Here is a 21,489-nt window from a genome sequence, read left to right as displayed (position 1 = left end):
CCGGCGCGGGCGCGGGCGGGGCGGCCTGCGGGACCGCGTCGGGCGCGGGGGCGGCGCCGGTGGCGGGGGCGGGGGTGGTGGCGCGGGCGGCGGGCGCGGCGTCCTGCTCGGCGCCGAGGAGCCCCTGGGGGACGATGAGGACGGCCTGGACGCCGCCGTAGATGTTGCTCTGCAGGCGCACCGCGATGCCGTGGCGGCGGGCGAGCGCCGCGACCACGAACAGGCCGATGCGGCCGTCCTGGAGCAGGCTCGCGACGTTGACCTGGTCGGGGTCGGCGAGGAGTTGGTTCATCCGGGCCTGCTCGGCGACGGGCATGCCGAGGCCGCGGTCCTCGACCTCGATGGCGAGCCCGGACGTCACCCGGCCCGCCCGCAGCAGGACTTGGGTGTGCGGGGCGGAGAACACCGTGGCGTTCTCGACGAGTTCGGCGAGCAGGTGGATGACGTCGGCGACGGCGTGCCCGCGCAGGGTCCCGTCGACGGGCGGCACCAGCTTGACCCGGGAGTACTGCTCGACCTCGGCGATGGACGAGCGGAGCACCTCCGTCATGGACACCGGCCTGCTCCACTGGCGGCGCGACATGGCGCCGCCGAGCACCGCGAGGTTCTCGGCGTGCCGCCGGATGCGGGTGGCCAGGTGGTCGATGTGGAAGAGGCCCTTGAGCAGTTCGGGGTCCTCGACGGCGTTCTCCAGCTCGTCGAGCAGGGAGATCTCCCGGTGCACGAGCGACTGCAGGCGCCGGGCGAGGTTCACGAAGACCTCGACCTTCTGCTCGTTGCCCGCCTGGCCGGAGAGCCGGGAGGCCTGCACGACGGCGGTGACGGCCCCTTCGCGGGCGCGGGCCAGCTCGTCGGCGAGCAGGCCGAACTCGTCCTGGGCCGGCGCCGGGCGCGCGGCGGGCTCGCGGACCGCCGGGGACTCGCCGCTGCGCAGCCGCTCGACGAGGTCGCGCAGATCGGCCTGCCCGCGCGCGGTGGTGCGCCGCAGCGTGGCGAGGCGGTCGCGCAGGGAGCGCGCGGCCCGGTCGGCGGCCACCGCCGCGATCACGATGCCGGTGAGGCCGAGCAGGGCCGCGGCGCCGAGCAGGGCGAGCAGCGGCGGCTGCGGCCGGGTCCCGGAGGCACGGATCACGAAGAGCACGGCGGCGCAGCCGCACAGCCCCACCAGGACGGCGGGCAGCACGGTGATGCGCAGCAGGTGCGGCCGTATGCGCGTCTCGGGCGGGGGCGGCGCGGCCCGGCTGCCGGACCTGCCGTGCCGTCCGCCCTCGCGGCGGTCTGCGCGTCCTGCCGGTGCGCGAAGGTGAGACATCTGCGTCCTCGGTACGTCGCGACGGGCACCCCAGCGGTCCACTGCGGCACCTCGTCGATGGCATCGCGGTGCCGGCCGGCAGGCCGTGATGTGATCCCTGCGTCGCCCGACGGCCACACACGGTAGTCGCCAAGACCTCACGTGCGGTGGGCAGTTGACAAAGTCCGGCAGGCAGCGTCCCGCTCTGGTATGACGGGTCGCACGGCCGCGCGAAAACCGTCGTACGCCCGCGCGAACACCTCGCGGCGGCAGGACGCACGTGCTACCGAGCGCCCGTTCCCGTGCCCTGCGGGCGCCCCCTGCGCGTCCCCCGCGCGTACGCCCCGCGTCCGCCGCGTGTCCGGTGGGTGGCGCGTGCGTGTCCCCGCTCCGGGATTCAGGCCACGGGTGCCGTCTCGTGGTCCGTGGCGTCCGGCGCCGGGCCGGGGCCGGGCTCGCTCCAGCCGCCTTCGGGCGCGACGGCGACCGCGCGCCACCACGGGGCGTCCGGCACCGCGCCGGACCCCGGCTCGAAGGGCTGGCCGGGGACGGGCAGCGCGAGCGGGGCGCCCAGCGCGCGGGCGGCGGCGAGCGTGCCCTCGCCGGGCTCGGCCCAGGCGTGCGGCGCGAGGTTGAACGTGGCCCAGTGGATCGGGAGCAGCACGCCGTGCGGCCGCCCGCCCTGGAGGTCGAGGTGGGCGCGCAGGCCTTCCTCGGGGCGCATGTGGATGTCCGGCCAGAAGTCGGAATATGCGCCGATCTGAATCATGGTGGCGTCGAACGGCCCGTGGGCGGTGCCTATCTCCTCGAAGCCCGGGAAGTAGCCGGTGTCGCCGCTGTGGAAGACGCGGTGCTCGGGGCCCGTGACGCACCAGGACGCCCACAGCGTGTGCTGCTGGTTGCGCAGGCCCCGGCCGCAGAAGTGGCGGGCGGGCGTGGCCGTCAGGGTCAGGCCACCGACGTCCGTGGACTCGTGCCAGTCCAGCTCGCGCAGGCGGCTCGCGGGCACGCCCCAGCGCTCCAGGTGCGCGCCGACGCCGAGCGGCACGGCGAACAGCGTCCCCGTGCCCGCGAGCGCCCGGATGCTGGGCAGGTCCAGGTGGTCGTAGTGGTCGTGCGAGATGACGATCGCGTCGACCGGGCCGAGCGCCGCCAGCGGCACGGGCGCCGGATGCAGCCGCCGGGGCCCGGCGAAGGCGAAGGGCGAGCACCGCTCGCCCCACACCGGGTCGAAGAGCACCCGGCGCCCGTCGATCTCGGCGAGGACGCTGGAGTGCCCCATCCAGGTGAGCCTGAGGCCGCTCGCCGGGGGCGCGGCGAGGTCGGCGAGGGTGGTGGCGTGCACCGGCACGTGCCCCGCCGGGGCGCGCCGTACGCGCTCCTCGTGCCGGAAGTAGACCTTCGCGAACTCCAGGGCGGAGCCGGAGGGCCGCGTGCGCGCCCCCACCGGGTTCCGGAACGAGCCGTCGGCGAAGTGCGGCGATCTGCGGATGCGCGCGAGGCGGTCGCCGGTGGGTTCCGCGCCGAAGGCGGCCGGACGCAGCGGGCGGAGCAGGGGGCTCAGGGACCGGGACACGGCGCACCTCCAGGAACAGGGCAGCTCAAGCATCCCCATTATGTGCGCGGCCCCTGACACCGGCCCCGGGGGGCCGTACCCCCGCCCGATGTCACATCCGCGCCCGCCCGGCCCGTCGTACCGGTGGGACGGCGAAACCACGCCGCACGGACTCCGGAGGTGGCCCCATGGCCCGTATCTCGCTCACCCCGCCGCGCACGCTGCTCTTCCGCGCCCTGGAGTGGTACTCGAAGCGCGCCTACGGCAAGGTCCTCGACCCGGGCCGGGCGATGGCCCACCACCGCCGCGCCCTGTGGGCCTACCTCCGCTTCGAGCAGTCCGTGGCCAGGTGGAACCAGCTGGACAAGGGCCTGAAGGAGCTCGCGGTGATGGCCTCGGCTGCCTCGATCGGCTGCTCCTGGTGCATGGACTTCGGCTACTGGGAGGGGCACAAGCTCGGCCTGGACGCCCGCAAGCTGCACGACGTGCCCGCGTGGCGCGACAGCGACGCGTACACGCCGCTGGAGCGCGACGTCATGGCGTACGCGGAGGCGATGACCGCGAACCCGCCCGAGGTCGACGACGAGCTGTCCGCGCGGCTGCTCGGACAGCTCGGCGAGCCCGCGTTCGTCGAGCTGACCATGATGGTCGCCGTCGAGAACCTGCGCTCGCGCTTCAACTCGGCGATGGGTCTGACCAGTCAGGGCTTCAAGGAGTCCTGCGACCTGCGCGAGGCGCCCGGCCGCTCGGCGCGCGGCGTCCTCTGAGCGCCCCGGGCTCGCGGGTCCGACGGGGCCCTACAGCGGCATCAGGTCCGGCCGCTTGGCCGCCACGTGGTCGCCCGACGACTGGCCGCGCAGCCGCCGCCCGATCCATGGGACCAGGTGCTCGCGCGCCCACTGGATGTCGTCGCGCCGTACCTCCAGGGGCCCGCGCGGCGGCAGCGGCGGCCACGCCTGCTCCGGGTCGGCGGGCACGTCGATGCCGAGCACCTGGGCCGCGCGCAGCGCCACGCGCGTGTGGCCCTCGGCCGACAGGTGCAGCCGGTCGGTGTCCCAGGCCCGCCGGTCCTGGACGGTCTTCAGCGACCACAGGTCGAGCACCGGGCAGCCGTAGCGGTCGGCGACCGCGCGGACGTGGCCGTTGTACGTGGCGATCTTGCCGCGCAGGTGCTTAAGGAGGGTCACGCCGCGGGTGTCGAAGCCGGTGGTGACCATGACGGTGCCGACGGCCGAGGTGAGGTCGGCGACGGCCCGCTCGAAGCGCTCGGCGACCTCGTCCGGGTCGGTGCCGGGCCGGATGATGTCGTTGCCGCCCGCGCAGAACGTCACCAGGTCCGGGGCGAGCTCCTTGGCCCGCGGCACCTGGTCGGCGACGATCTGGTCGAGCAGCTTGCCGCGCACGGCGAGGTTCGCATACCGGAACGTGTGCTCCGGGACCAGGTCGTCGAGCAGTACGGCGAGCCGGTCGGCCCAGCCCACGAAGGTCCCGTCCGGCCCGGGGTCCCCCACGCCTTCGGTGAAGCTGTCGCCGACCGCCGCGTAGGAGGTGATGGGGTGGGTGGGTGCGTTCTTGACGATGGGTGTCGACTCTGCTGTCACGTCGCCCCATCTTTCCTTCCGGCAAGTGACCTACGCCACCGTAATAAGGGGTTGACGTGGCGTGAGATAAGCCACCGGTCAAGTTTCTACCAACCAGGAATAGCGAGGTCGGCGTGGTCGGCGTGGTCTAGGGGGCCGGTGCGGTGTCCGGTGCGCGGCGCAGCCGGAACACCGCCGCGTCCAGGTCGCCGCGCAGCCCGGTGCGCAGCCCGTGGTGCAGCAGGAGCGCGCCCCGGTGCACCGCGCCGGTGTCCCGGCACACGTACGCCGCCGCGGCGTCGAGCCCGGCCAGCCGCAGCGGTGGGGGCTCCTCCCCGTAGGCCTGCGCGCGCAGCCAGGCCAGGACGACGACGTCGTCGCCGCGCACGTACTGCACGGCGCCGAGCCCGTCGCCGGGCGGCCGCAGCCGGTACAGGTCGCCCCGTTGCACGACCGGCCTGATCTCTTTGTAGAGCTCCACCCACCGGCGTGCCTCGGCCAGCTCCTCGTCGCTCCACCGCGCCAGGTCGCCGCCGATGCCGAGCACCCCGGCCATGGCGCTGACGAACCGGAACCGCAGCGGGCTCACGCGCCCGTTGAGCTGGGTGTGGGGGCTGTCGGTGACCCAGGCGGCCATCACGCGCGCGGGGTGCAAGTGGCTGAAGCCGTGCTGGATGGCGAGCCGGTCCGCCGGGTCGGTGTTGTCGGAGGTCCACACCTGGTCCGTCCGGGAGAGGATGCCGAGGTCGACCCGGCCCCCGCCGCCCGAGCAGGACTCGAAGGCGACGGACGGGTGCGCGGCCCGCAGCCGGTCGATGAGGTCGTAGACGCCGCGGACGTGGGCGGACCACAACCGCTGCGGCCAGGGCTCCCCCGGCCAGCCCGGGTCGGTGAAGCAGCGGTTGAAGTCCCACTTCACGTAGTCGACCGGGGCGGCGGACAGGAGCGCGTCGAGCCGTTCCCACAGGTACGCCCGCACGTCGTCGCGGGCGACGTTGAGCACGAGCTGGTTGCGGAACTCCGTACGGGTACGCCCGGGGTGGTGCTGCACCCAGTCGGGGTGCGCGCGGTACAGGTCGCTGTCCGCGTTCACCATCTCGGGCTCGACCCAGATGCCGAAGTCCATGCCGAGTCCGTGCACATGGTCGGCGAGCGGCTTCAGACCGCCCGGGAACCGCTCGGGGTTGGGCGTCCAGTCGCCGAGCCCGGCCCGGTCGCTGGTCCGCCGCCCGAACCACGCGTCGTCGACGACGAACAGCTCCACGCCCAGCCCGGCGGCCCGCCCGGCCAGCTCCCGCTGCTGCGCCTCGCAGACGTCGAACCCGGTGGCCTCCCAGGAGTTGTAGAGCACCGGCCGCACCTCGTCCCCGTCCGGGAGGACGTGCGCGCGCTGGTAGGCGTGCCAGGCGCGGCTCGCCCCGCCGAAGCCGCCGTCGCTCCACAGCCCGGCGAACACGGGCGTGCCGACCGCCGTGCCGGGCGTGAGCACCTCGAAGCCCGAGTCGTCGTGGCCGGGGCCGCCCGTGATCTGCACGGCGCCGTCCGGCAGCCGGTGCACCGCGACGCGCCACGACCCGGACCAGGCCAGCGCGCAGCCGTAGACCTCGCCGTGCTCCTCGGTGGCGTCGCCCGCGTCGAGGGCCACCCACGGCAGGTGCTGGTGCCCGGTGTGCCCGCGGCGGCTGCCGATGACGTGTTCCCCGTACGCGAGCTCCGACCGTACGAGGCGGGACTCCGCGGCCCAGCGGCCGTGGAGCTGGGACAGGCGCCAGCGCTCGCGCCGGGGCAGCGTCCAGGTGGCGGAGTCGGCCCGCAGCAGCTCCAGCTCCGGTGACCCGGCGGGGCCTTGGTGTGTGAGGACCGCGTACCGCTCGACGACGTCGCCGCGCAGCCGGTGGACGAGCAGCACCTCCAGGTGGTGCAGGGGGTCGGTGAAGGTGAGCCGGAGCTCGTCCTCGTCGTGCCGGGCGCCGGAGAACCGCCACTCCGTGCCCCGCACCCCGCCGCCGCGCACCGAGAGCGCGGGCCGCACGAACCGCGGGCCGCCCTCGACGGGGTACTCCTCGCGCCCGTCGAGCCGCGACTCGAAGGGCCGCTCGGGCGGCAGCGGCGCGGCGGCCAGGGCCTCGGCGTCGGCGAGCGCGAGCCGCGGTCCCCAGTGCAGGTGCAAGAGTTCGTCGCGGTCGGTCAGATGCAGGGCGTAGCTGCTGGTGGGGCCCGACAGGAGCCAGGTGCGGGCGTCCTCGCCGACCTCGATCATCAAACCCCCACAGGTCCGCTGACGGATCTCACCGGATGAGCGCGCGATCTCGACAGATCCGCGGGCGTACGCACATCCGCGAGCCCATGCAAGCATCGGGGCTCCGCCCGTGCACGCTCCGCCACGACTGATTGCCTCAGGAACCCGTGTCGTATGGTCGAAGGCGCATCCACCGCCGCCGCGCGCGGCACCGCGCCGCCCCGGGGGGGGCAGGCCACCGACCTTGAGGAGAGCCCGTGACGCAGCAGGTCCCGTCGACCGAACCCGAGCTGGCCGGTGTGCGCAACTTCCGTGACGTGGGCGGCCTGCCGACCGTCGACGGCCGCCGGGTCCGCCACGGCGTCCTGTTCCGCAGCGGGCACCTCGCGCACGCCACGGCCGCCGACGCCGCGTTCCTGTCCTCGCTGGGCCTGCACACCGTCTTCGACTTCCGCAACGCGGCCGACCAGCGTCTTGAGGGCCCCGACGTGGAGCTGCCGGGCGTCCGGAACGTGAACCTGCCGCTGACCGACCCGGCCGACGGCGCCGAGTTCTGGAAGATGGTCCGCGACGGCGACCTGGACCAGCTCCGCTCCGTCCTGTCCGACGGGAAGGCGGCCGGCCGCATGGCGGACTCGTACCGCACGATCATCAAGGAGCGCACGGCCGAGCACAGCCAGGTGCTGCACGCGCTGGCCGAGGACAGCGTGCCCGCGCTGATGCACTGCGCGGCGGGCAAGGACCGCGCGGGCCTGTCGATCGCCGTCACGCTGCTCGCCGTCGGCGTGGAGCGCGAGGCGATCGAGGCGGACTACCTGGAGTCGAACGCCGCGCACCGCCGGTACAAGGTGCACCGCAGCAGCACGGCCCCGGACGCCATGTCGCCGGAGATCATGGAGCTCCTGAGCCCCCTGTTCGACGCCCGCGCCGAGTACCTCGCGGCGGCCTTCGCCACCATCGACGAGACCTGGGGCGACACGGAGACCTACCTCACCAAGGGGCTGCGGATCGCGCCGCCGACGCGTGAGCGCCTGCGCGAGCGCCTCCTGGACTGAGGGGCTGCCGGCCGGCTACTGGTTCTGGCCGCCGAGGACGAACAGCAGGTAGATGAAGCCCGCGAAGAGGTGGCCCACGGCGACGTAGATGATCAGCCGCACCCACAGCCCGCGCGGGAACTTCTCCTCCATGGCCATGCGGCGCGGCGGCTGCGGTTCAGGTTCCGTCATGTCGGTCTCCCCGGGTCGGGCCGCCGAGGCAGAGCGCGGCGGCAGGGCTCTGCAGCAAGGTGTGGACGAACAGGAAGTCGGCGCCGCTCGGGTCCACGGCGGCGATCCGGTGCGGCGTCAGCGAGTCGAAGTGCGCGCTGTCGCCGGGGGCGAGCACGGACGAGGTGTCCCCCAGGCGCAGCCGCAGCCGCCCGTCGAGGACGTACAGCCACTCCTCGCCGGGGTGCACCCGCACGATGTCGCCCTGCGCGCCGGCCGGGACGTGCACGCGCAGCGCCTGCATGCCCCGGCCGGGCGCGCCCGCCTGCCAGTACGTCCAGCCGCCGGCGGCGGTGGGCTCCATGTCCGGGGCGCGTACGACGGCGTCCCGGTCGGCGGGCGTCTCGCCCAGGAGCTCCGAGACCGTCGTACCGTAGGTACGGGCGAGCGCGAGCAGCATCGGCAGCGACGGCTGCCGGTGCCCGGTCTCCAGGCGGGACAGGTGCGCGGGCGAGAGACCCGCGGCCCGGGCCGCCGCCTCCAGGGTCAGGGCGGCCCGGCGGCGCAGCGCGCGGAGCTGCGGAGCGACGACGGGCAGTGCGTCGACCGCCTCGTCACTGTCCGGGGTGGCAGGGCTCATACCTTGATTGAGCCAGAGTCTTACCTCCGGGGCAATTTTGTTGCCTCAGAGGCAAAGCCCTCCCTCCCCCGAGCGGCCCGCCCGCGCCGCCTGGGCCGGGCCTGCCGCGCCGCCCGGGCCGGGGGTCGTCACCGGTTGCCGACCGCCTGCTTCACCAGCGTCTTGCCGAAGTCCCACATGAGGCCGCCGCCCCCGTGCGCGTCCTCCATGACGTCGGTGAACGCCGTCACGAAGCGGTCCACCTCCTTCTCGCCGATGATCAGCGGCGGGATGAGCTTGATGACCTCCAGGTGGTCGCCGGAGACCTGCGTGAGGATGCGGTGCTTCTGGAGCAGCGGTACGACGACCATCTGCGCGAACAGCCCCTTGCGGGCCGCCTGGAGCATCGCCCAGCGGCTGCGCAGCTTCAGGGACGTGGGCCTGCCGAACTCGATGCCGACCATGAGGCCGCGCCCGCGCACGTCGCTGAGCAGCTCGTACCGGTCGACCAGCGCCGCGAGGCGGGACCTCAGGAGCTCGCCGGTCACGCGCGCGTTCTCCACGACGCCCTCGTCGTCCATGACGGCCAGGACCGCGAGCCCGGCCGCCATGGCCTGGGCGTTGGAGCCGAAGCTGGCCGAGTGGACCAGGACGCGGTCCATGGACGAGTAGACCTTCTTGAAGATCCAGTCCTTGCCGAGGGTCGCGCCGACCGGCACGTAGCCGCCGGAGAGCGCCTTGGCGACGCACACCAGGTCGGGCTCGACGCCCTCCTCGTGCTGGTGGGCGTAGAAGGCGCCGGTCCTGCCGAGGCCGGTCTGCACCTCGTCGGCGATCAGGAGCGCCTTGTGCCGGTGCAGGAGCTCCTGGGCGGCGCGCAGATAGCCGGGCGGGGCCTCGTGCACGCCCTTGCCCTGGACGGGCTCGACGATGAGCGCGGCGACGTCCCCGTGCCGCAGCTCCCGGCGCAGCGCGTCCAGGTCACCGAGCGGCACGGCCGTGTCCGGAAGCAGCGGGGCGAAGCCGTCGCGGAAGCCGGTCTCGCCGTTCACCGACAGGGAGCCGGTGGTCAGGCCGTGGAAGGCGTGCGCGCAGTACAGGACCCGCGGTCTGCCGGTGGCGTAGCGGGCGAACTTCAGCGCGGTCTCGACGGCCTCGGTCCCGCTGTTGCCGAAGAACACGCGGTCCAGGTACGGGCTGTGGGCGAGCAGGCGCTCGGCGAGCAGCCCGGGCAGCGGCTGGCAGTCGAAGCGGGTCAGGTCGGCGAGGGAGGCGTCCAGGACGTCGTGCAGCGCCTTGCGGACCACGGGGTGGTGGCGGCCGAGGCCCATGACGCCGAAGCCGGCCAGCATGTCCAGGTAGTCGTGGCCGTCGGCGTCCCAGAAGTAGGCTCCCTCGGCACGCTCGTAGACCTTGTCGAAGCCGATGGTGCGCAGCATGCGCGGGAGCTGGTGGTTGAGGTGCCGGGTGTGCAGCTCGTAGCGCTCGCCGCCGCGCTCGGCGAGCAGCCTGCCGAGGTCGAACTCCTTGCTCGTGCCGGTCATGCTCGGGTCTCCTCGCCGGCCGCGCCGGCCTGCTCCGGGCCGGGTGCTCCGGCGCTCTCCTGGCCGGGTGTACCGGCGTCGTCCAGGCCGGGTGTACCGGCGTCGTCCAGGCCGGGTGTACCGGCGTTCGTGGGGGCGGGTACTCGGGCCGTCCTCGTGGCGGCTGCTTCGGCCGTCCCCGCGGGGCGTACGTCCGCGGGGCGTGCCCCCGCGGGCGTCGCGGCCGACCCGGTGGCGTTCGCTCCGGCGGGCGTGGTCGCCGCCTCGGTGGCGGGTGCCCCGGCAGGCGTCGCGCCCGTCGCGGTCGCGGGTGCCCCCGCAGGTGTCACGGCCGTCCCTCCCGCCTCGCCCGACGCGCCGCCCCAGCGGGCCGCCGCCGCGCCGATCCGTCCCGCGATCTCCACCGGGGTCAGGCCGATGTCGGCGAGGACCTCGCCGCGCTTGGCGTGGGCGAGGAACTGCTCCGGGATGCCGAAGCGGCGTACGGGCACGTCCACGCCGGCGTCCTCCAGGGCGAGGGAGACGGCCGAACCGACGCCGCCCGCGCGGCTGTTGTCCTCCACGACGGCGACGAGCCGGTGGCGCGCGGCGAGCGGCGGCAGCGCCTCGTCGACGGGCTTGACCCAGCGCGGGTCGAGCACCGTGCAGCCGATGCCGCGCTCCGCGAGCAGGTCGGCGGCCTGGAGGCACACCGGCGCCATCACCCCGACAGCCACGAGGAGCACGTCCGGCGCGGTGTCCCGGCGCAGCACGTCCATGGCGCCGAGCCGGTCCACGGCCGGGATCGCGGGCCCCACCGACTCCTTGGGGAAGCGCAGCAGCGTGGGCGCGTCGTCGACGGCCACGGCCTCGCGCAGCTGCGCGCGGAGCTGGTCGGCGTCGCGCGGCGCGGCGATCCGCAGGCCCGGCACCACCTGGAGGACGGACAGGTCCCACATGCCGTTGTGGGAGGGCCCGTCGGCGCCGGTGACCCCGGCCCGGTCCAGGACGAAGGTGACGCCGCACTTGTGCAGGGCCACGTCCATCAGGAGCTGGTCGAAGGCGCGGTTGAGGAAGGTGGCGTAGACGGCGACGACCGGGTGCAGGCCGCCGGTGGCGAGCCCGGCGGCACAGACCGCGGCGTGCTGCTCGGCGATGCCGACGTCCCAGACCCGGTCGGGGTGGGCGGCGGCGAACCGCGTGAGCCCCACGGGGTGCAGCATCGCGGCGGTGAGGGCGACGACGTCCTCGCGCTCGGCGCCGATGCGGACCATCTCGTCGCCGAAGACGGAGGTCCACGAGGGGCCGCCGGCCGGGGTGAGCGGCTCGCAGGTGAGGGGGTCCATGGCGCCGACGGTGTGGAAGCGGTCCGCCTCGTCGGCGAGGGCCGGTTCGTAGCCGCGGCCCTTCTCGGTCAGGCAGTGGACGAGGACGGGGCCGTGGAAGCGTTTCGCGCGGCGCAGCGCGGACTCGACGGCCTTGATGTCGTGCCCGTCGATGGGCCCGACGTACTTCAGGCCGAGGTCCTCGAACATGCCCTGGGGCGCGAAGGCGTCCTTGAAGCCCTTCTTCGCGCCGTGCAGGGACTCGTACAGGGTGCGGCCGACGAGGGGGGTGTGCTGGAGGACGTCCTTGCCCCAGGCGAGGACCTGTTCGTAGCCGTCGGTGGTGCGCAGGGTGGCGAGGTGGTTGGCGAGGCCGCCGATGGTGGGGGCGTAGGAGCGCTCGTTGTCGTTGACGACGATGATCAACGGCTGGTCCTTGGCGGCGGCGATGTTGTTCAGCGCCTCCCAGGCCATGCCGCCGGTGAGGGCGCCGTCGCCGATGACGGCGACGACGTGCCCGCGCTCGCCGAGCACGTCGCGCGCCTTGGCGAGGCCGTCGGCCCAGCCGAGGGCCGTGGAGGCGTGGCTGTTCTCGACGATGTCGTGCGGTGACTCCTCGCGCGAGGGGTAGCCGGACAGGCCGCCCTTGCCGCGCAGCTTGGAGAAGTCCTGACGGCCGGTCAGCAGCTTGTGGACGTAGCTCTGGTGGCCGGTGTCCCACACCAGGCGGTCGACGGGCGACTCGAAGACCCGGTGCAGGGCGATGGTCAGCTCGACCACCCCCAGGTTGGGTCCGAGGTGCCCGCCGGTCCGCGCGACCGCGCTCACCAGGAACTCCCGGATTTCCTCCGCCAGTTGGCGCAGGTCGGACTCGGTCAGCGCCTTCAGGTCGCGCGGCCCCCTGACGGTCTCCAGAATGGTCATGCTCGGGCCCCCTTCACTGGTTGTCCTCAGCTCACGGCGGTGTCGGCTCGCCGGACGGGGCGCCCGCGGCCCCGTCCGCGCGGCGGACCCCCTCGCCCCGGCCCCCGCCGGCCCGGCCCGCGGGCGCCACCGGCGCGGCGCCGCGCCCGCGGGCCACGACGGTGACGCGCAGGCCCGGGGCCGCGGGGCCGGAGGGGGTCATGACGTCACCGGTTCCCGTTGACCGTCTCGCGCATGGCGCGCAGCGACTCCTTGAGGGAGCCCATGGTGGCGAGCACGGCGGTCGGCTCGTAGCCGCAGTGCGCCATGCAGTTGGCGCACCGGTCGTCCTTGCCGCGGCCGTACTTGCTCCAGTCGGTCTTTTCGACGAGCTCCCGGTACGTGGGGACGTAGCCGTCGCTCATCAGATAGCAGGGGCGCTGCCAGCCGAAGAGCGAGTAGTTGGGGATCGCCCAGGCGGTGCACTGGAAGTCGACCTTGCCCTCCAGGAAGTCGAGGAACAGCGGCGAGTGGTTCAGCCGCCAGCGGCGCCGGTTGCCGCCGGCGAAGGCCTTCTTGAACAGCTCGCGGGTCTGCTCGACGCCGAGGAAGTGCTCCTGGTCGGGTGCCTTCTCGTACGCGTAGGCGGGCGACAGCATCATCTCGTCGACCTTGAGGTCGTCGTTGAGGTAGTTCAGGACCTCGATGATGGTCTGCGGGGTGTCCGTGTTGAAGAAGGTCGAGTTGGTGGTCACCCGGAAGCCGCGCCGCTTGGCCTCCTTGATGGCGGCCACGGCCTCGTCGAAGACGCCCTCCTTGGCCACGGACTCGTCGTGGCGCTCCCGCATGCCGTCGATGTGCACGGCGAACGCGAAGTACGGCGAGGGCGTGAACTTGTCCATCTTCTTGCGCAGCAGCATCGCGTTCGTGCACAGGAACACGTACTTCTTCTTGGCCACCAACTGCCGCACGATCTCGTCGATCTGCGGGTGCATCAACGGTTCGCCACCGGCGATGGACACCATCGGCGCCCCGGACTCCAGTACGGCGCCCACGGCCTGCGCCACCGGCATGCGCTGCTTGAGCACACCGGCCGGGTGCTGGATCTTGCCGCAGCCCTCGCACTTCAGGTTGCACGCGAACAACGGCTCCAACTCGACGATCAGCGGGAACTTGTCACGCTTGCGCAGCTTCTGCTCGAAGAGATAAGTAGCGACCTTGATTGACTGACGCAGCGGCATAGCCATCTGGGCTCACCTCCGGGGGAGCGGCGAAGAACGGTGCCATTCGAAAAAAGCGGGGAGCACGGCACGGAGCACGCGGAAAGCCGATATTCCACCGCGCAGCGTGCCGATGCGGACCAGTTCGTGCTGGGGGGCGTCCACGACCACCCGGACGGCCGCAACCGGCCGGGGCCCGGCCGCGACCGCGCTGTGCAGCGTGACGGCGGACTCCATGTCGACCGCGATGGCCCCGGTGGCCAGCAGGGCGCCGCGCTCGGGGCCGCGCACCACGTGGTCGGAGCCGGTGAGCGGGCCGGTGTGCACGGTCCGGCCGGGCAGGGCCCGCGTCAACCCCTCGACCAGCAGCTTCGTGCCCTGGCAGGGGGTGCTGCCGCCGTGGTGCCGGGTCTCGTCGGCGACCACGAGGTCACCGGGGTGCATGCCGGGGGCGAGGCCGGCGCAGAACCCGGTGGCCACGACGGCCGCGTCGCGCAGCGCCTCCTTGCCGAGGGCGCGCGTGACCGAGCGCGCGGCGGCCCGCGGGCCCATGCCCGTGCGCAGCACGGTCACGGACCCGTCGGCGCCGCCGCGGTCGCCGGTGCGCAGGGCGAGCCGCTCGATGCCGAGCGCGCAGGCGACGAGGAGCGGGACGGGCCCCGGTGCGGCCGGATCCGCGGCCATCAGCTCCCCTTGCCCGAGCCGCCGGGGAACGGCTCTCCGTGCACGTACCGGCCGAGCGCGGTCAGCGGGAAGACCTGCCGGTACAGGTGGTAGTTGATGGAGAAGTCCCAGGGGAAGCCGGTGCCGGTGAAGTACGGCTCGTCCCAGGAGCCGTCCTCGCGCTGGGCCTCGGCGAGCCAGGCCACGCCGCGCTCGACGGCCGGGGAGTCCCGCTCCCCGGCGGCGAGCAGCGCGATCAGCGCCCACGCGGTCTGCGAGGCGGTGGAGGCGCCGTGCCCGATCCACCGCTCGTCGCGGTACGAGCGCAGGTCCTCGCCCCAGCCGCCGTCGTCGTTCTGCACCGACTCCAGCCAGCCGACCGCGCGCCGGATCGCCGAGTGCGCGGCGGGCAGACCGGCCGCGATCAGGGCGGGCACCACCGAGCCGGTGCCGTAGACGTAGTTGACGCCCCAGCGGCCGAACCAGGCGCCGTTCTCCTCCTGTTCGGCGAGCAGCCACTCGATGCCGCGCCGGGCGCGCGGGTCGTGGGCCTTGCCGACGTACGCGAGCATCTCCACCACGTGCGCGGTGACGTCGGCCGACGGCGGGTCGATGACCTCGCCGAAGTCGCAGAAGGGCAGCTTGTTCGGCAGCGGGCTGGTGTTGTCGACGTCGAACGCGCCCCAGGCGCCGTTCTTCGACTGCATGCCGAGGTTCCAGCGCACGCCGCGGGCGATGGCGCCGTCCATCCGCCGCCGGTCCGGGTGCGCGACGCGGCACAGCGCGAGGACGACCTCGGCGGTGTCGTCGATGTCGGGGTAGTTGTCGTTGTGGAACTCGAACGCCCAGCCGCCCGGGGTGAGGTGGGGCTTGCGCACCGCCCAGTCGCCGGGCCGGACGATCTGCTCGCCCAGCATCCAGTCGGCGGCCTTGACGAGCTGCGGGTGGTCGGCGGGGACGCCCGCGTCGGCGAGGGCGATCGTGGCCAGGCAGGTGTCCCACACCGGGGACTGGCAGGCCTCGATCATGCGCGCGCCGTCCTCGCGCCACACCGCGAACCGGTCGAGCGACTCGATGCCCGCCTTGAGCACGGGGTGGTCGAGGTCGTAGCCGAGCAGGTGCAGCGCGATGATCGAGTACACCGCGGGCGGCTGGATGCCGCCCCAGCAGCCGTCGTTCTCCTGCCGCTCGATGATCCAGCGCGCGGCGCTGTTCATCGCGGCCCTGCGCACCGGGCGCGGCGCGACCTTGTGGTACAGGTGCAGCGCCTTGTCCAGGCGCTGGAACACGCCGTCCCAACTGGCCAGCGGGGCAAGGGGCTTGCCCGGGTTGGGCGCGTCCGGGTCGGTGTGCAGCTCGTCCAGCGGGAAGGGGGCCGGGCGCACCGGGCGCTTGGCGGAGACGATCGTGAGCGGCACTATGGTCTGCCGCGCCCAGCAGCCGAAGTCGTAGATGTTGAGCGGGAACCACTTCGGGAAGTAGATGAGTTCCGGCGGGAGTTCGGGCAGGTCGTCCCACTTCCACCAGCCGAAGAGGGCGAGCCAGATGCGGGTGAAGACCCGGGCGGCGGCGATGCCGCCGCGCTCGCGGATCCAGGCGGCGGCCTTTGCCATGTGCGGCTCGTCCGGCGCGTCCCCGGCCAGGCGCAGGGCCACGTAGGCCTCGATGGTGGCGGAGAGTTCGCCGGGGCCGCCGTAGAAGGTGGCCCAGGTGCCGTCGTCGCGCTGCTCGCCGCGGATGAAGAGGGCGGCGGCGCGGGTGGTGGCCTCGTCCCGGATGCCAAGGAACTGGCGGAGCAGCAGGTCCTCGGCGTCCATGGTCACGTTGGTTTCCAGGTCGCCCTTCCACCACCCCTGGGCGTCCTGGCGGGACAGCAGGTACTCGGTGGACCGCTGTATGGCCCGTCTGGCGGCTTCCGGTGCCCCGGCCGCCCCGGGGTTCGTGTCAGGTGTTCCGGTGGCCGAGGCCACGCGGGGCGTCACCGCTCCGGTGGAACCGTCGGTCGTCGCTGTCATGGCTTCCCCTTCGACGCAGTGCTTCTTCTCTGCTGGGTCCGCCGTCGGACACCGCCCTCACCAGGACGGTGTTCCGGCGACTGCGAGTCAGGTGTGCCCGATAGTGATCATCTCTTCCGTACGACGACGAAGTCGGCGAGCGCGGTGAGCTGCGCCCGCACCAGGTCCGGCATCCGGACCGTGTCCAGGGCCTCGATGGCGACGGTGTGCTGCCGCCGCGCCTCCTCGGCGGTCCACTCGCGCCCGCCCGCCTCCTCGATGAGCGCGGCGCGCGCGGCGAACTCCTCCTCGGAGAAGCTGTCGAAGTCGTTGCTCTTGGCGTCGGCGGCGAGCAGGTCGCCGAGCTGCTCGGACGCCGGGCCGCCCGCGGCCAGCGCGGCCACGACCGGCAGCGACTTCTTGCGCTGGCGCAGGTCGCTCCAGGTCTGCTTGCCGGTGGCCTCCGGGTCGCCCCAGATGCCGAGCAGGTCGTCCACGGCCTGGAAGGCGAGGCCGAGGTGGTAGCCGTACCGCTCCAGGGTGTCGGCGGTGGCGTCGTCGGCGCCGCCGAGGACCGCGCCGATGGAGACGGCGCAGGCGAGCAGGGCGCCCGTCTTGTTGCCCTCCATCTCCAGGCACTCCTCGACGGTGACCCGCTCGCGGTGCTCGTACGAGATGTCCTGCGCCTGGCCGTCGATGAGGGCGCGGCTCGCCGTGGTCAGGCGGCGCGTGGCGCGGCCCGCCTCGACGGTGCCGAGCTCCAGGAGGACCTCGTTGGCCAGGGCGAACAGGGCGTCACCGACGAGGATGGCCTGCGCGGGTCCGTGCACCTTCCACACGGTGTCGCGGTGGCGGCGCTGCTCGTCGCCGTCCATCAGGTCGTCGTGCAGGAGCGAGAAGTTGTGCACGAGCTCGACGGCCACCGCGCCGGGCACGCCGACCTCCGGGGGCGCGCCCGCGGCCTCGGCGGACAGCAGGGCGAGCGCGGGGCGCACGGCCTTGCCGCCGTCGCCGTCGGCCGGGTTGCCCTCGGCGTCGATCCAGCCGAAGTGGTAGGCGGCGACGGTGTCCATGGGCGGCGCGAGGCGGTCCACGGCGGACCGCAGCACCGGGGTGGCCAGCGTCCGGCCCCGCTCGAGCAGCGAGGTCACGTCCACAGCGGCCGGTTCGGCCGAGGGCACAGTCGGCACAGTCTCTCCTCTAGTTCCGGTGCGGGGGTTCTGGGACGGCCCCAGAAGGTCGAGCGTCACGCCGCCTCCTCGAAGAGATGGTCACGGGGGCGGTCGAGTGCGGTCAGCGCGGCCCGTGCGGCGCTGATGCCGCTGCGTACGGCGCCTTCCATCGTCGCGGGCCAGCCGGTGGCGGTCCACGCGCCGGCCAGGTACAACCCGTGCGCCTTGGTGTGCGCGCCCGGTCGCAGGCGGCCGACGCCCGGCGTCGGCGCGAAGGTCGCGGTGCGCTCCCGGGTCACGAAGAAGTCCAGGACGCGCGCGCCGTGCGCGGCGGGCAGGAGGCGCTCGAGCTCCGGCAGGTAGCGCTCCCTGAGCGCTGCCACGGGGGCGTCGATCTCGTCCTGCGCGGCGGACTGGGACACCGCGAGGTACTGGCCCGAGCGCAGGCCCGAGGCCTCGGTCCGGTCGAAGACCCACTGGACCGGGGTGCCGAGCGCGGCGAAGAAGGGCCGCTTGAGGACCTTGCGGTCGTACACCACGTGGACGTTGAGGATCGGCGCGGTGTCGATGTCGAGCAGCCGGTCCTGGTCGTCGAGCGCGCCCTCGGGCAGCAGGTCGTGCGCCTCGGCCTGCGGCACGGCGAGCACGACGGTGTCGGCCTCGATGCGCTCGCCGGGAACCTCGACGCGCCAACGGCCGTTCTCCAGAGGCGAGATGGAGGTGACACGTGTGCGCAGTTCGGTACGGACGCCCGCGGAGTCGAGCGCCTTGCGGGCGAGCCCGTCGTGGAGGTCACCGAGGGGCACCCGGGCCCAGCCGATGTCGGCGGCCCCCGGGTCGGAGAGCAGCCCGGTCCTGAACACCATCGCGGCCAGCCCGAGCGAGGCGTCGCCCGCGACGGCGTTCAGCGTGGCCACGCCCACGAGGTCCCACAGGGCCTCGATGGCGCGCGCCGACTGGCCGTGCGCGGCCAGCCAGCTGCCGAAGTCCTGGTGGTCGAGCGCGGGGTCGGCCGGGTCGAGCCCCTTGAGGGCGAGCGCCGCGCGGCCCACCCGGGCGCGCTCGGCGAGCGACAGGTGCGGGTAGGTGGCGAGGCTCGCGGCCAGGTGCAGCGGCACGGGCAGCGCGGTGCGGCGCAGCCTGCCGAGGCGGCGCCGCGTGGCGTCGAGCACGGGTACGTCGAGACGTTCCTGCAGCGGTGCGAGGTGCGCGCCCTCGACACGGTCGAGGAACCAGCGGTAGGCGGTGCAGCAGCGCAGGTAGACGTGCTGGCCGTTGTCGACGGTCAGCTCGCCGCGCCGGAAGGAGAAGGCGAGGCCGCCGAGCCGGGGCCGGCCTTCGAGCAGCGTCACGTCGAGCCCGGCGTCGGCGAGGGCCAGCGCGCCGGTGATGCCGGCGAGACCGCCGCCGACGACGACGGCCGACTTCCTGGCGGAGGCGTCCGCCGCGCTCCCCCGCGCCGTCGCCGCACGTGCCGCCGGACTCCCGCCGGTCGCGGTCACCTCGTCGGGCACGGCGCCTTCGTCCGTCTCGTTCGGTTCATCCGTCTCGTCGGGCACGGCACCCTCGTCCGTCTCGTCGGGCACGGTGTCATGGGGCCGGTGTGACGCACTGCCTCCGCCGGGGGCCGGGCGGTCCGTCGCCGCCGGGGCGGGCGAGGTGTCCGCCGCCGACTTGGCCGAAGCCTCGGACGGTGTCCGAGGCTTCGAAGAGGCGTCGTCCGTCGCCGGGGCGGCGGGAGCGCTGCCTGACCGGGCGGCGGGAGCACTGTCCGCCGGGTCGGGGGACGCGGGGCCGGGCGCCCGCGGCGCCGGGGCCCCGGCCGGGGCCCGGTCCGCCCGGGCGGCGGGGCCGGACGGCCGGCGCTCGGCGGGTCGCTCGGCGCGGCGGCCGCCCGGGCGGTCCGCGTCGGCGCCCGGTCCGGGCCGGCTGTCGTCCTGCGTCATGCGTCCTCCCTTTCGGCGGTTGCAGTCTGGGACGCCCAGGTCACGCGGAGGGTTGCCCGCCGGTCGGGGCCGCCGCGGCGGATCACGTACGTCTCCTGATGACCTGCCGCGAGACGCTGCGGGCGTCGAGGCCGGACAGGCCGCGCACGGCGACGTAGGCCTTCTCGCGCCCGGGCAGGGAGACGCGGCCCCGGAGGACCGCTTCCGGCTCCCGCTCGATGCGGTCGAGCAGGCGGCGGTAGATGCCCGCCATGGCCGCCACGCAGGCGCCGCTGCGCCGGTCGAGCAGGGGCAGCAGCCGGTAGCCCTCGGCGAACAGCGCGCGGGCGCGGCGCACTTCGAAGTGGACGAGCCCCGCGAAGTCCGACCCGGCGGGCGGCTCGGGCCGTGCGAACCCGGCGGAGCAGCCGAACTTGGCGAGGTCGTCACCGGGGAGGTAGGTGCGCCCCTCCAGGGCGTCCTCGCGAACGTCCCGGAGGATGTTGGTGAGTTGGAGCGCGAGCCCGAGCGTGTCGGCGTACTCCGGCGCGCGTTCCGCGCCCTGCGCCCCCGGCTCCGTACCGAACACCCCGAGCGAGAGGCGTCCGATGGCTCCGGCCACGCAGCGGCAGTAGACCTTGAGGTCCTCCCAGGTCTCGTACGTCTCGCCGCGCACGTCCATCAGGACGCCGTCGATGAGCTCGTCGAGGCCGCCGAGCGGGATCGGGAAGTGGCGCGCGGCGTGGCTGAGCGCCACCGCCACGGGGTCGGTGTCGTCCTCGGCGACGGCGCCGTCGCGGATCCGGGCGAGCACCCCGCGCGTCTCGTCGAGCCGCGCCTGCTTCACGTCCGGCGCGAGCGCGCCGTCACCGATGTCGTCCACGCGCCGCGAGAACGCGTACAGCGCGGACATGGCGCGCCGCTTCGGCGCCGGCAGCAGCCTGATGCCGTACGCGAAGTTGCGCGCCTGCTGCCCGGTCACGGCCTCGCAGTAGGTGTATGCCGCCAGCACCGGCGCGGACATGCGAGGTTCCGACTCCACGGTCCCGCTCACCCCTCTCCTCGCAGAACCGCGCCCACCTCGCGCAGCGTGCGCGTCCTCGTGGGCTTCGGCGGCCTTGGAAGTACGTCGAATCCGGCGGCGGCGATCGCCGAGACGGCCGCCCTCCCCCCTGCCACGAACCCTGCCAGCAGCAGCTTCAGCCTGCCGTGGACGCTACCCACCAGGGGGGTGCCTTCATTCAGCAGGCGTCGGGCGCGTTCCGCTTCGAACGCGACCAGGGCGCGCACCGACGCGCCCGCGGTGGGCGCGGCCAGGTCCCGCTCCTGGACGTGGAAGCGCTTCATGTCCTCGGCGGGCAGGTAGATCCGGTCGCGGGCGAGGTCCTCGGGCACGTCCTGGAGGTGCTCGACGATCTGGAGCGCGGTGCACACGGCGTCCGACAGCCGGACACGCTCGGGCGTCGCGGTGCCGGTGATGGCGAGGACGAGGCGGCCGACCGGGTTCGCGGACAGCTCGCAGTAGGCGACGAGGTCGTCGTAGGTCTCGTAGCGCGTGACGAGCTGGTCCTGGCGGTTGGCGGCGATCAGGCCGAGGAAGGGCTCGGGGGTCAGGTCCCGGCGGCGCACGGTGGCCGCGAGCGTCCGCAGCAGCGGGTGGCCGGGCTCCTGGCCGGCGGTGAAGATCCGGCGCAGGTCGGCCTCGAAGGCGTCGAGCAGGGCGAGCGGGTCGCCCGCGGCGTCGGGACCGGCACCCAGGTAGCGGGCGTGCGCGGCGGAGCGGTCCAGGTCGGAGTCGCCGATGTCGTCGACCAGGCGGGCGAAGCCGTACACGGCCATGAGGTCCTCGCGCCAGGCGCGCGGGAGGAAGAACGGGGCCACGGGGAAGTTCTCGTCCGCGGCTTTGGCGAGGACGGCGGACGCATCGCGGAGCCGGAGATCGTCCGTAGCCATTGCCGTCACATCTCCCGTTCTACACTGCCTACCCAAAACATCCTATTTCGGACACGCCGCCAAAGCCGCCACGCGGTGCGCGGCGTTCCGCATCCGACCGGGAAGCGATATCGCCCCACTTGCCGCGAATCAGCACCGGTACAGCTTACGTTGTACAACGGACGGCGGTTCGTCGGGGCGTTCCGCACATCACAAGAACGCACCGATTGGCTCCAAGCTTCCCTGAACGTACGTGACTTGAGGGACAGCGGGTGTCCGGGAACACACCAGGGCCCCGCCGGCTCGTCCCGGCGGGGCCCTGCTCCGTTCGGCCGCGACCGGA

The 21,489-nt window shown here is 73.8% G+C and carries 18 protein-coding genes; 2 read left to right on the top strand and 16 right to left on the bottom strand.

Features of this window, described 5'->3' with window-relative positions:
- Both QK440_RS06005 and QK440_RS06000 read right to left on the bottom strand, forming a co-directional pair.
- The coding region (locus QK440_RS06005) for an ATP-binding protein (protein ID WP_282791910.1) at positions 1 to 1,312 on the bottom strand (1,312 nt) is incomplete at its 3' end.
- A gap of 376 nt (positions 1,313 to 1,688) precedes the next feature.
- The gene (locus QK440_RS06000) at positions 1,689 to 2,867 is read right to left on the bottom strand and encodes an MBL fold metallo-hydrolase (protein WP_282791909.1); all 1,179 of its coding nucleotides are present in this window, start codon (positions 2,865 to 2,867) and stop codon (positions 1,689 to 1,691) included.
- A gap of 167 nt (positions 2,868 to 3,034) precedes the next feature.
- Between QK440_RS06000 and QK440_RS05995 the strand changes: the two genes are divergently transcribed.
- Positions 3,035 to 3,613 (top strand): carboxymuconolactone decarboxylase family protein, encoded by a 579-nt coding sequence (locus QK440_RS05995; RefSeq protein ID WP_282791908.1) that lies wholly within the window; start codon positions 3,035 to 3,037, stop codon positions 3,611 to 3,613.
- Between the two features lie 30 nt (positions 3,614 to 3,643).
- Here the strand turns inward: QK440_RS05995 and QK440_RS05990 are convergent, their stop codons facing one another.
- Together QK440_RS05990 and QK440_RS05985 are read right to left on the bottom strand one after the other, a co-directional pair.
- Positions 3,644 to 4,447 (bottom strand): SGNH/GDSL hydrolase family protein, encoded by an 804-nt coding sequence (locus tag QK440_RS05990; RefSeq protein WP_282791907.1) that lies wholly within the window; start codon positions 4,445 to 4,447, stop codon positions 3,644 to 3,646.
- Positions 4,448 to 4,574: 127 nt separating this feature from the next.
- The gene (locus tag QK440_RS05985) at positions 4,575 to 6,686 is read right to left on the bottom strand and encodes an alpha-galactosidase (protein WP_282791906.1); all 2,112 of its coding nucleotides are present in this window, start codon (positions 6,684 to 6,686) and stop codon (positions 4,575 to 4,577) included.
- A gap of 236 nt (positions 6,687 to 6,922) precedes the next feature.
- Here QK440_RS05985 and QK440_RS05980 point away from each other — a divergent pair, with 236 nt between their 5' ends.
- Entirely contained in the window at positions 6,923 to 7,720 is a 798-nt protein-coding gene (locus QK440_RS05980; RefSeq protein WP_282791905.1) for a tyrosine-protein phosphatase, read from the top strand.
- 15 nt (positions 7,721 to 7,735) lie between these two features.
- On the opposite strand, the gene QK440_RS05975 is transcribed toward QK440_RS05980, so the two are convergent.
- The 12 genes from QK440_RS05975 to hpnC form a co-directional block, all read right to left on the bottom strand.
- A complete protein-coding gene (locus tag QK440_RS05975; protein WP_282791919.1) occupies positions 7,736 to 7,858 on the bottom strand; it encodes a DUF6126 family protein in 123 nt (40 codons plus the stop codon).
- A 19-nt stretch (positions 7,859 to 7,877) separates the two neighbouring features.
- Positions 7,878 to 8,510 carry an XRE family transcriptional regulator gene (locus QK440_RS05970; protein WP_282791904.1) on the bottom strand — a complete coding sequence of 211 codons (633 nt, stop codon included), beginning with the start codon at positions 8,508 to 8,510 and terminating at the stop codon, positions 7,878 to 7,880.
- A gap of 128 nt (positions 8,511 to 8,638) precedes the next feature.
- Positions 8,639 to 10,033 carry an aspartate aminotransferase family protein gene (locus QK440_RS05965; RefSeq protein ID WP_282791903.1) on the bottom strand — a complete coding sequence of 465 codons (1,395 nt, stop codon included), beginning with the start codon at positions 10,031 to 10,033 and terminating at the stop codon, positions 8,639 to 8,641.
- A complete protein-coding gene (gene dxs / locus QK440_RS05960; protein WP_282791902.1) occupies positions 10,030 to 12,261 on the bottom strand; it encodes a 1-deoxy-D-xylulose-5-phosphate synthase in 2,232 nt (743 codons plus the stop codon). Before dxs ends, QK440_RS05965 begins: the two co-directional genes overlap by 4 nt.
- 31 nt (positions 12,262 to 12,292) lie before the next feature.
- Positions 12,293 to 12,463 (bottom strand): hypothetical protein, encoded by a 171-nt coding sequence (locus QK440_RS05955; RefSeq protein ID WP_282791901.1) that lies wholly within the window; start codon positions 12,461 to 12,463, stop codon positions 12,293 to 12,295.
- 4 nt (positions 12,464 to 12,467) lie between these two features.
- Positions 12,468 to 13,487, bottom strand: coding sequence for an adenosyl-hopene transferase HpnH (gene hpnH / locus QK440_RS05950; RefSeq protein ID WP_282791900.1), 1,020 nt, complete (start codon positions 13,485 to 13,487; stop codon positions 12,468 to 12,470).
- 6 nt (positions 13,488 to 13,493) lie between these two features.
- Entirely contained in the window at positions 13,494 to 14,144 is a 651-nt protein-coding gene (locus tag QK440_RS05945; protein WP_282791899.1) for a 1-hydroxy-2-methyl-2-butenyl 4-diphosphate reductase, read from the bottom strand.
- Positions 14,144 to 16,138 (bottom strand): squalene--hopene cyclase, encoded by a 1,995-nt coding sequence (gene shc / locus QK440_RS05940; RefSeq protein WP_282791898.1) that lies wholly within the window; start codon positions 16,136 to 16,138, stop codon positions 14,144 to 14,146. The genes QK440_RS05945 and shc overlap by 1 nt, the downstream gene beginning before the upstream one ends.
- 107 nt (positions 16,139 to 16,245) lie before the next feature.
- Positions 16,246 to 17,367 carry a polyprenyl synthetase family protein gene (locus tag QK440_RS05935; RefSeq protein WP_282791897.1) on the bottom strand — a complete coding sequence of 374 codons (1,122 nt, stop codon included), beginning with the start codon at positions 17,365 to 17,367 and terminating at the stop codon, positions 16,246 to 16,248.
- Positions 17,364 to 18,791, bottom strand: a complete 1,428-nt coding sequence (gene hpnE / locus QK440_RS05930) for a hydroxysqualene dehydroxylase HpnE (protein WP_282791918.1) — start codon at positions 18,789 to 18,791, stop codon at positions 17,364 to 17,366. Before hpnE ends, QK440_RS05935 begins: the two co-directional genes overlap by 4 nt.
- Positions 18,792 to 19,317: 526 nt before the next feature.
- Positions 19,318 to 20,268, bottom strand: a complete 951-nt coding sequence (gene hpnD, locus QK440_RS05925) for a presqualene diphosphate synthase HpnD (RefSeq protein WP_282791896.1) — start codon at positions 20,266 to 20,268, stop codon at positions 19,318 to 19,320.
- Positions 20,265 to 21,167: a squalene synthase HpnC gene (gene hpnC / locus QK440_RS05920; RefSeq protein ID WP_282791895.1), complete on the bottom strand. Its 903-nt coding sequence runs from the start codon at positions 21,165 to 21,167 to the stop codon at positions 20,265 to 20,267. The genes hpnD and hpnC overlap by 4 nt, the downstream gene beginning before the upstream one ends.
- Positions 21,168 to 21,489: the final 322 nt, after the last annotated feature.

It is taken from the genome of Streptomyces sp. CC224B (genome assembly GCF_030010595.1).
GTDB lineage: Bacteria > Actinomycetota > Actinomycetes > Streptomycetales > Streptomycetaceae > Streptomyces > Streptomyces longispororuber.
The sequence above is the reverse complement of the archived record's forward strand: the minus strand, read 5'-3'. Positions and strand labels throughout refer to the sequence as shown.

Excerpts from the sequence above, each read along its gene's own strand:
- QK440_RS05995 (WP_282791908.1), top strand. The coding sequence starts at position 3,035 with ATGGCCCGTATCTCGCTCACCCCGCCGCGCACGCTGCTCTTCCGCGCC.
- QK440_RS05985 (WP_282791906.1), bottom strand. The coding sequence starts at position 6,686 with ATGATCGAGGTCGGCGAGGACGCCCGCACCTGGCTCCTGTCGGGCCCC.
- QK440_RS05975 (WP_282791919.1), bottom strand. The coding sequence starts at position 7,858 with ATGGCCATGGAGGAGAAGTTCCCGCGCGGGCTGTGGGTGCGGCTGATC.
- QK440_RS05970 (WP_282791904.1), bottom strand. The coding sequence starts at position 8,510 with ATGAGCCCTGCCACCCCGGACAGTGACGAGGCGGTCGACGCACTGCCC.
- QK440_RS05965 (WP_282791903.1), bottom strand. The coding sequence starts at position 10,033 with ATGACCGGCACGAGCAAGGAGTTCGACCTCGGCAGGCTGCTCGCCGAG.
- dxs (WP_282791902.1), bottom strand. The coding sequence starts at position 12,261 with ATGACCATTCTGGAGACCGTCAGGGGGCCGCGCGACCTGAAGGCGCTG.
- QK440_RS05955 (WP_282791901.1), bottom strand. The coding sequence starts at position 12,463 with ATGACCCCCTCCGGCCCCGCGGCCCCGGGCCTGCGCGTCACCGTCGTG.
- hpnH (WP_282791900.1), bottom strand. The coding sequence starts at position 13,487 with ATGGCTATGCCGCTGCGTCAGTCAATCAAGGTCGCTACTTATCTCTTC.
- QK440_RS05945 (WP_282791899.1), bottom strand. The coding sequence starts at position 14,144 with ATGGCCGCGGATCCGGCCGCACCGGGGCCCGTCCCGCTCCTCGTCGCC.
- shc (WP_282791898.1), bottom strand. The coding sequence starts at position 16,138 with ATGACAGCGACGACCGACGGTTCCACCGGAGCGGTGACGCCCCGCGTG.
- hpnC (WP_282791895.1), bottom strand. The coding sequence starts at position 21,167 with ATGGCTACGGACGATCTCCGGCTCCGCGATGCGTCCGCCGTCCTCGCC.